6 protein-coding genes are annotated in these 4,932 nt (G+C 34.5%); 4 read left to right on the top strand and 2 right to left on the bottom strand.

The genetic code is table 11. The features are described 5' to 3' along the window. A partial coding sequence (locus RWM06_RS09295; RefSeq protein ID WP_313970912.1) for a HAMP domain-containing sensor histidine kinase occupies nucleotides 1-1,352 on the bottom strand: 1,352 nt, incomplete at its 3' end. Then, nucleotides 1,349-2,047, bottom strand: coding sequence for a response regulator transcription factor (locus tag RWM06_RS09290; RefSeq protein ID WP_313970911.1), 699 nt, complete (start codon nucleotides 2,045-2,047; stop codon nucleotides 1,349-1,351). The genes RWM06_RS09290 and RWM06_RS09295, both read right to left, overlap by 4 nt. Nucleotides 2,048-2,227: 180 nt before the next feature. Here RWM06_RS09290 and RWM06_RS09285 point away from each other — a divergent pair, with 180 nt between their 5' ends. The 4 genes from RWM06_RS09285 to RWM06_RS09270 all read left to right on the top strand — a co-directional run bounded on the left by RWM06_RS09285 (nucleotide 2,228) and on the right by RWM06_RS09270 (nucleotide 4,907). After that, complete coding sequence (locus RWM06_RS09285) at nucleotides 2,228-2,362, top strand: type A2 lanthipeptide (RefSeq protein WP_033683242.1); 135 nt, start codon at nucleotides 2,228-2,230, stop codon at nucleotides 2,360-2,362. Between the two features lie 153 nt (nucleotides 2,363-2,515). Further along, entirely contained in the window at nucleotides 2,516-3,427 is a 912-nt protein-coding gene (locus RWM06_RS09280; RefSeq protein WP_313970910.1) for an ABC transporter ATP-binding protein, read from the top strand. Nucleotides 3,428-3,432: 5 nt separating this feature from the next. Then, on the top strand, nucleotides 3,433-4,182 hold the full coding sequence (locus tag RWM06_RS09275; RefSeq protein ID WP_313970909.1) for an ABC transporter permease: 750 nt from the start codon (nucleotides 3,433-3,435) through the stop codon (nucleotides 4,180-4,182). Then, nucleotides 4,179-4,907, top strand: coding sequence for an ABC transporter permease (locus RWM06_RS09270; RefSeq protein ID WP_313970908.1), 729 nt, complete (start codon nucleotides 4,179-4,181; stop codon nucleotides 4,905-4,907). Before RWM06_RS09275 ends, RWM06_RS09270 begins: the two co-directional genes overlap by 4 nt. Nucleotides 4,908-4,932: the final 25 nt, after the last annotated feature.

Here is a 4,932-nt window from a genome sequence, read left to right as displayed (position 1 = left end):
ATCGGAAGTGAAATGATACTTTCAAAGAATTCATTTTGGACACTAGCAAACGAAATAGAGCCCTGATGCAAATCAACAATTTGTTTTGAAATTTTTAGCCCAATTCCAGTCGTTCTAATTTTAGAAATATCAATATTTTTAAAAGATAATTCATTAAGTTCAGCAATTTTTTCTGGTAAAGCTCCCTGTCCATTATCTTTGATTTCGACAATTACATTTGTATCTTTTTTGAACAAGTTGATTCTTATTGTGCAACCCTTTTCGTTATGTAAAACAGAGTTGTAGATGATATTATGAATAACTCTTGTGATTAAAAACTGCTCAATCATGATAGATTGATTAACAAGTGAATAATCGTAATCAAATTCAAATTCAAAATCATTCCAGATTTCTTGATTTAAAATATGGATGAGAATGTCTTTGAAGAAGGGGATAATTTTTGTTTCAGTCTGATTTAATTGAAGATGACCGGATGAAAGGCGAGCTACTATATTTAAGTCATTTAAAATATTTTGGATGTAATAGGATTCCGTCAATATTGGGTGAATATGTTTTTTAGACTGTGTATCTAGTTCAGAATCATTTAACAAGGACGCGTTAGAAATGATGACAGAAAGAGGTGTTTTGATATCGTGTGCAATTCCTGAAATCCATTGCTCTTTAAAGACTTCATTCTCTTTGAGTAGAGTATCGGTTTGATTAATTGCAGTTGTAAGATATTCTAGTTCTGATATAGAATTTATTGGATTTTTCAAACCATCTGGGAGATTCTGAATAGCAGTTACAAGAGGCGCAATTTTACGATTGATATGCGTCACACCATAGTAGTAAAGAAAAGCGAAATAAAGGCAGTTGAAAAGCAATACTCCAAATGCTACTAGTGGAATTAGGCGAATACTATCTATATCTAAGTAATTATAACTATAACGAGCAATTTTATCTTTTGGAAAACCAACAACAATGATGTAGCCACCTTTTATCTGACTAAAAACAGGATAATCTGAAAGATAATAGCGAGAAAACTGTAAAATGTCCCCATAGTCAAATTGCGAAGGAACTTCTTTGGGTTTGTACTGTTCGTACACTTGTTTTCCAGTCTGCTTATCCAATACCATGAGCCATAACTTTTGTTCTTTTAGACTAGAGATATCATTTTTAGGTATGTGGACGTTATTTTTTGTGATGGTAATGTGTTCAGAAATTATTTTCACAGTCTCAGTAGCAGTTTGCTTTTCCCTAATGTAAAAAACAAAACTGGCAATTAGAATAATATTGGTAATAAAGATAATGATGGAAAAAAAGATAAATTTCTTTAGTGAATACCTTAAAATTTTGGTTTGGTTCATAATCATGATAACAATTTATATCCCAGCCCTTTAGCTGTCTTTAAATATTGAGGTTTTGAAGGATTTTCTTCTATTTTTTCTCGAATTTTCCGAATATGTACAGTCAAAGAGTTTTCATAACCAAAGCTATCCACTCCCCAAATCGTATCACAGAGAGATTCAGTTGAAACGATGTAATTTTTATTATCGTAAAGTTTTTTCAAAATCTGAATTTCAATTGGTGTAATAGAAATTTCTGCTCCATTTTTTTGTACTGTTGCATTCCGAAAACTCACCAAAGTCTGTCCAATCTGTATTACTTCCTGTTCTGATTTATAGCTTCTCCGGAGCAGAGCCATAATACGATAGATAAGATTTTTTGGAATGAAGGGTTTCATGACATAATCATCACCACCAGCATTGAAACCAGCTACCTCATCTTCAGGATTATTTTTGGCAGTCAGAAAGAGGATAGGAGTATCGCCTTTTTTTCGGATATGTTTTGCTAATGTGTAGCCATCACCATCGGGGAGCATAATGTCCAAAAGGAAAAGGTCGAACTGCTCTGTTTCAATCATGTCCAAACTAGATTCTATATCATAGGCTGATGTTAGATTGGAAAATCCGTATGCAGTGAGAATATCTCTTATGGAAGAGTTTAAAATTTTATCGTCATCAATAATAAGGATGTGCTTATTCAGGAGTTGTTGTTCGAAATTCATAATCTTACCTCGCTTATCTATATTATACCATTCAAAAGAGTGAAAAAAGATAAAATACTTTAATCTTAATGTAAAATTAAGGTTAGCTTAGTTTTAAATTAATCTAGCATGTCTATAATAAAGACATAACCTAGATAGAGATACTTCTCAAATAAATTTTAATCAGTGAGGTATTTCCAAATGGCTAAACAACAAATGAATCTCGTTGAGATTGAAGCAATGAATTCTCTTCAAGAATTGACTCTTGAAGAACTTGATAACGTTCTTGGTGCTGGTGGTGGAGTAATCCATTTTATTCAGACAAAACAATGGTAATAGTGAGTCACCAATTAGATATTGTGAATTATGTTGATTCTATCATTTTTGTTGATAAGAGTAGTGGAGATGTTATCAAAGATACTCATGATAATTTGATTTATAGAAATCAAAATTATAGAAAATTATTTGGCTTAAAGGAGGAAGTTCATAATGATTAGTAATGTTTTACAGATAAAAAACTTACAAAAGGGATTTAAGGATACTCAGGTAGTTAACCTTAGTTCCTTATCAGTTCAACAAGGTGAGATTTATGGTTTTCTAGGTCCAAATGGAGCTGGGAAAACAACCACCATGAAGATGATTTTGTCTTTGATTTCTCGTACAGCTGGGGAGATTGAAGTGTTCGGTCAATCTATAGGTACGGACAAGCAGTATCTTAATCAGATTGGCTCTATGATTGAAGAACCGTCTTATTATCCTAATTTGACAGGCTATGAAAATCTCTTGGTCTTCCAAAAAATCCTTGGATTTGATAAGAAAAATATTCAGGAAACCTTGAAAATTGTGGGGTTGGATCAACCTAAAAACAAGAAAAAATTGGTTAAAGATTATTCTCTGGGTATGAAACAGCGCTTGGCTTTAGCCTTTGCCTTAGTCAAGAAACCGCGTTTGTTGATACTGGATGAGCCAACAAACGGGCTAGACCCAGCAGGGATTCATGAAATTCGGGAACTGATTATCAAGTTGGCAAAAGAACAGGGCATTACTGTTTTCATCTCTACCCATATCCTTTCTGAAGTAGAGCATATAGCTGACCGTGTGGGGATTATCAATCATGGTCAACTGGTTTACGAGGGAGAAATTCGTAAAATTCAGTCCAATAAATGGCTGGAAGTGCGTGGGGATTTTAGAGGTCGACGTGAAGTCATTAGCCAAGTGTTATTTGGTTATCCGTGCAAGATGTTGGATATACAAGAGGATAAACTCAAGCTGACTAACCTTGCCGATCAGCATATTTCTAGTTTGTTACGAGATTTAATAGTCGAGAAAGTTCCAATTTATGAAGTGAAGCAAGAGCAAGAAACCTTGGAATCTATCTTCCTCAACTTAACCAAGGAGTGAGTCTTATGTTGAATAATTTGTCTATTGAATTGCTCAAGGCAAAACGAACAAAATCCTTCATTATTAGCATACTAGTTATGGGAGTCGGATTTGCTTGGGCAATTGCAGCCGCTACACGCTACCTAAGTAATCCAGACATGCACCAGATTAGCCTAATTTTCTATATGATAAAAGAAGTAAATGGCTTGATTCTCCCTATTGTGATTGCTCTCTTTGTATCGCGGATTGTCAAGAACGAGAAGGAGGGCAACACTTTCAAACTGCTTTTAGCAAATGGTGAAAATGTACGGCATATCTTTCTGAGTAAGCTTGGCCTGACCATGTTCATTTTGACCTTTCTCGCTTTTTTGGAGGGAGTAGTAGCCCAGTTGATTGCAATCTTATCAGGTCTAGAAATGCCTGTTAGCCTAATCCTCTGGCAAATCGTCATTTTCTTGCTAGCCTCTTTTGTCTTAACCTGTCTGTTTTTGACTTTGCAGTTTTTACTGAAAAAGCAGGCATTGATACTGGCATTAGGGATTTTCGGAGGATTTCTTGGAGTTGGATTTGGTCATGCACCAGCTTTTCTACAACTGATTTTCCCTTTTGGTGGTATAGGATATCTGTCTCTGGTGGATTACCAGCAAGTCGCCAGTCAAGTGAGTTATGTTTTGGCGACAAACCTAGGATTTAAACTATTTACATATTTGCCAATAGCCCTAATCTATCTCTTCTTATCTCTCTATTTGGTTGAAAAGAAAGGAGGCAAGCTATGATGTCTTATCTATCAGTAGAATGGCGGAAAACTAAAAAATTTTCCATGTTGATGATTGGTATTTGCTTCTTAGCTTTTTGTAGCCTGATTGGTCTGGGAATTTACTTTGGTTCAGCTTATTCTATGGTTGCAGAAATTGAAAAAGTGCCTGTTTTATGGGGACAATTGACCTTCTATTATAGCCAGCTTTTCTTTCCGATTTTGGTTAGCCTTTATGTAGCCATGATGTTAGGAAAAGAGTTTGACAGAAAAAATATTGAATTTCTCAGAGCTAATAATGTCAGTCTTGGGAAATTATTGTTGGCAAAAGAAATAGTAATTATCTTGTTTATTGCTGTTTTACAGTTGTTCTTGTTTGGTATTTTTTATGTCAGTGCTCACCTAGCTCATTTAGAAATTTCTAATTTGTTCACCTACCTCAAGTGGGATTTATTGGGGATTTTTGGAACAATTAGTATGATGGCAGTACAGTTTTTTGTGACAGCTAAAACTCGTATTTTCAGTAAATCTGTGGGAATTGGTGCTATTGGTACTTTCGTAGGATTTATGATGATTTTTGTATCAGATAAATTATCTTTAATCTATCCCTACTCCCAAGCTATGGTGGCAATGCGGTCACGAAATTTGATAGACTTTAATTTAGTGGAAATAGTGCTGTTTATCATTGTAAATATTCTTCTGTGGGGGATTTTTCATACATTGAGTAATAAAGAATTGCATAAGTAATGCGAAGACTCTTCGGAGTCTTTTT

The sequence above is a fragment of the uncultured Streptococcus sp. genome, assembly GCF_963516575.1.
Taxonomy (GTDB): Bacteria; Bacillota; Bacilli; order Lactobacillales; family Streptococcaceae; genus Streptococcus.
This window is presented reverse-complemented; position numbering and strand designations above follow the sequence as displayed.